The following is a 3973-nucleotide window of genomic DNA, read 5'->3' on the forward strand; positions in this document are numbered from 1 at the left end:
GACCGGAACTCCTCCAGCATCGGATCCATCAACCGCGAATGGAACGCGTGACTGACCGCCAGTTCCTTGACCCGCCAACCCCGCTCACGGCAGGCCCCCACCACCGAAGCCACCTCATCGGCCGCGCCCGAGACGACCACCGACGCGGGGCCGTTCACCGCCGCGATGTCCACGACCGCGCCCGACGCGCCGAGCAGCTCGGCGACAGCCTCCTCCGACGCGCCCACCGCCGCCATCACCCCACCCGACGGCAGAGCCTGCATCAACCGACCCCGCGCCGCCACCAGGGAACAGGCATCCGACAGCGACAACATCCCCGACACGTACGCGGCCGTCACCTCACCGATCGAATGACCCGCCAGGAAATCAGCCCGCACACCCCACGACGCGAGCAACTCCCACAACGCCACCTCCACCGCGAACAACCCCGCCTGCGCAAAGACCGTCTGATCCACCAGGGCCGCCTCATCCGACCCCGCCTGCGCGAACACCACCTCGCGCAACGCCCGCGGCAACAAACCCTCAAACCCCGCACACACCCCGTCGAAGGCCTGCGCGAACACCGGGAACGTCTCGTACAACTCCCGGCCCATACCCACACGCTGCGAACCCTGACCGGTGAACAACACCGCCCGACGACCCGCCGACACCACACCCGCAGACCGACCCTCAGCCACCGCCGACAGACCAGCAACCAACTCGTCCACCGACGAACCCCACACCACCGCGCGGTGCTCCAACGCCGCCCGAGTCGTCGCCAACGACCACGACACGTCCGCCACCGCAAGGCCGGACCGTTCCCGCACGAACGACGCCAACCGCGCCGCCTGACCCACCAGACCCCGCTTCGAACGCCCCGACACCACCCACGGCACCGGCAACCCGACCGGCGCGGCAGACCCCGCGGCGTGCTCCGGCTCCGCCTGCTCGATGATCACGTGCGCGTTCGTCCCCGAGATGCCGAACGACGACACACCCGCCCGCCGGGGACGCCCCACGCCCGGCCACTCACGGGACTCGGTCACCAACTCCACCGCACCCGACGACCAATCCACATGCGACGAGGGCACATCCACGTGCAACGACGCCGGCACCACCCCGTACCGCATCGCCAAGATCATCTTGATGACACCCGCCACCCCTGCAGCCGCCTGCGTGTGACCGATGTTCGACTTCACCGACCCCAGCAGCAGCGCGTCCCGGTCGTCGCGGTCCTGCCCGTACGTGGCGAGCAGCGCCTGGGCCTCGATGGGGTCGCCCAGCGTCGTGCCCGTGCCGTGCGCCTCCACGACGTCGACGTCGGCGACGCCCAGCCGGGCGTTCGCGAGGGCCTGCCGGATCACCCGCTGCTGCGAGGGGCCGTTCGGCGCCGTCAAACCGTTCGACGCGCCGTCCTGGTTGACGGCCGTGCCCCGCACGACCGCGAGGACCCGGCGCCCGTCACGCCGCGCGTCCGACAGCCGCTGCACCAGCAGCACCCCGACGCCCTCGGACCAGCCCGTGCCGTCCGCCGCGTCGGAGAACGACTTGCAGCGGCCGTCGGGGGCCATGCCCCGCTGCCGGGAGAAGTCGATGAACGTCTCGGGCGTCGCCATCACCGTGACGCCGCCGGCCAGCGCCAGGTCGCACTCCCCCGACCGCAGCGCCTGCACCGCCAGGTGCAACGCCACAAGCGACGACGAACACGCCGTGTCCACAGTCACCGCCGGGCCCTCGAACCCGAACGAGTACGCCACCCGACCCGACAACACGCTGCTGGCCGTGCCGACGCCGAGGTAGCCGTCGAGGGTCTCGGGAACGTCGGCCAGCCCTGCGGCGTGGTTGTGGTACATCATGCCGGCGTACACGCCGACGGGGCGGCCACGCAGCGCGAGCGGGTCGATCCGGGCGTCCTCGATGGCCTCCCACGAGGTCTCCAGCAGCAGCCGCTGCTGCGGGTCCATGGCGAGGGCCTCGTGCGGCGAGATCTTGAACAGGTCGGCGTCGAAGTCGGCGGCGTCGGCCAGGAAGCCGCCCTCGCGGGCGTAGCTGCTGCCCCGGCGCGCGCCGGACGGGTCGTACAGGTCGTCGACGTCCCAGCCGCGGTCGGCGGGGAAGCCGCTGATGCCGTCGCCACCGGAGACGAGGAGGTCCCACAGTTGCTCGGGGCTGCGTACGCCGCCGGGGTAGCGGCAGCTCATGCCGACGATCGCGATCGGCTCGTCGAGCGCCGCGACGGCGGCTACCGGAGCCGCCCGGGTGCCGGCGTCCGTTGCGGTCTCGGCGTCCAGGTGGTCGGCGAGGGCGAGCGGGGTCGGGTGGTCGAAGACCAGCGTCGCGGGCAGGCGCAGGCCGGTGACCGCGCCCAGCCGGTTGCGCAGTTCGACGGCGGTGAGCGAGTCGAAACCGAGCTCGGTGAACGGACGCCCGGCCTCGACGGCGGCGGCGTCGGCGTACCCCAGGACCGTCGCGACCTGATCGAGGACGAGCCGCAGCAGGGCCGCGGCGCGCTCCTCGCGGTCGAGGCCGGCGAGCCGCCCGGTCAGCGCGGCGGTCTCCGCCGGGCCGGACCGCGCGGCGCGGCGCCGGGGCGCCCGGACCAGGCCGCGCAGGACCGACGGCAGGGTGCCCGCCTCGGCCTGGGCGCGCAGCGCCGGCCCGTCCAGCGCCATCGGCACCGTCGCGGGCAGGCCGGTGAGCAGGGCGGCGTCGAGGAGCGTGAGGCCGTCCGCCGCGGGAAGCGGGCGTACGCCGGCCCGGGCCAGCCGGTCGGTGTCGGCGCGGTCGAGGCCGGCGGTCATGCCGCCGCCCGACTCCGCCCACGGGCCCCAGGCCAGCGAGTGCGCCGGCAGGCCCGCGGCCCGTCGCCGGTGGGCGAGCGCGTCCAGGAAGGCGTTGGCCGCCGCGTAGTTGGCCTGGCCGGGGCTGCCCGTCACGCCCGCCGCCGAGGAGTACGTGACGAAGAGCGCGAGGCGGCCGGCGGCGGTCAGCTCGTGCAGGTTCGCGGCGGCGTCCACCTTCGGCCGCAGCACGTCGCCGAGCGTCTCGGGGGTGAGCGAGGTCAGGGTGCGGTCGGCCAGTACGCCGGCGGTGTGCACCACGCCGGTCAGCGGGTGCGCCGGGTCGATCCGGTCCAGCAGCGCGGCGAGGGCGGCCCGGTCGGCGGCGTCGCACGCCTCGACAGTCGCGGTGGCGCCCAGGTCGGCGAGGGCGGCGACCAGGTCGGCTGCGCCGTCGGCGTCGGCACCGCGCCGGCTGGTGAGCAGCAGGTGCCGGGCCCCGTACCGGGTGACCAGGTGGCGGGCGGTCAGTGCGCCGAGGGCACCGGTGCCGCCGGTGACCAGCACCGTGCCCTCCGGGTCCAGCGCCGGCGCCGGCGCGTCGGGTTCCGGGGCGGCGACGAGCCGGGGCACGCGGAGCGCCCCGTCGCGTACCGCCGCCTGCGGCTCGTCGGCCGACAGCAGGCCGGCGAGGGCGGCCGCGCAGTGCTCCGCGTCGTCGACGTCGACGACGAGGAAGCGGCCGGGGTGCTCGGCCTGGGCGGAGCGGAGCAGGCCCCACACGGCGGCGCCGGCGAGGTCGGTGACCTCCGCGTCGTCGTCCACGGCGACGGCGCCGCCGGTGAGGACCACCAGCCGGGAGTCGCCGGTGTGCGGTTCGGCGGCGAGCCAGCCCTGGAGCACGGCGAGGACCTCGGCGAGCAGGTCGTGGACGGCGCCGGGGCCGGTCGCGCCGGCCACCGGGTACAGCACGGCGTCGGGTACCCCGGCGTCGCGGAGCGCGTCGAGGTCGGCGTACCGGGCGGCGGGCGGGCCGGACGGCAGCGGGGCGGGACGTTCGCCGAGCACCGCCCAGGTCGTGCCGTCGGCAGCGCCCCCGGCGACGGGGTGCCGGAGCCAGTCGAGGCGAAACAGCGAGCGCCGCCACGCGGACCCGCCGGCGGTGAGCTCCCCCGCCGGCAGGGGCCGCAGCACCAGGGAGCCGACCCGGGCGA

The 3973-nt window shown here is 75.2% G+C and carries 1 protein-coding gene; it reads right to left on the reverse strand.

The window, feature by feature from the left end; genetic code table 11:
* Positions 1–3973: type I polyketide synthase (locus KBX39_RS25410; RefSeq protein ID WP_210872876.1), on the reverse strand; the 3973-nt coding region annotated here is incomplete at both ends.

This window comes from Micromonospora sp. D75 (genome assembly GCF_018070405.1).
GTDB lineage: Bacteria > Actinomycetota > Actinomycetes > Mycobacteriales > Micromonosporaceae > Micromonospora > Micromonospora chalcea.